Origin of the sequence: Cellulomonas sp. GbtcB1, from assembly GCF_019091725.1 — a bacterium.
In the GTDB taxonomy this organism is placed as follows: domain Bacteria; phylum Actinomycetota; class Actinomycetes; order Actinomycetales; family Cellulomonadaceae; genus Cellulomonas.
Genome location: NZ_JAGXJG010000167.1, coordinates 1 through 340 on the forward strand (window position 1 = coordinate 1; position 340 = coordinate 340).

Consider the following 340-nt stretch of genomic DNA (forward strand, 5'->3'; position numbering starts at 1 on the left):
GCCCGACGCCGACGAGCAGCGCGACGACCCGCCCGCGCAGCGCGTCCCCGGACAGCCCGAGGTGGTTGCGCAGCGGGCGGCTGACCGAGGCGCCGACGGACTTTGTCGGGTTGAGCGCCGCGAACGGGTACTGGAACACCATCTGCACCTGCGACCGGTACGCCCGCAGGTCGGCGCCGCGCAGGTGCGTGACGTCCCGGCCCTCCAGCGTCACGGTGCCGGCCGTCGGCCGCTCGGTGCCGGTGAGCATCTTGGCGACCGTCGACTTGCCGTAGCCCGACTGCCCGACGAGCGCCTGGACCCGCCCGGGCGCGAGCGCGAACGGCACCCCGCGGACGGC

Annotated in this window: 1 protein-coding gene; it reads right to left on the minus strand. The window is 75.9% G+C overall.

Annotation, left to right across the window (positions count from 1 at the left end; all coding sequences use genetic code 11):
- Positions 1 to 340: ATP-binding cassette domain-containing protein (locus KVT14_RS20160; protein WP_217617283.1), on the minus strand; the 340-nt coding region annotated here is incomplete at both ends.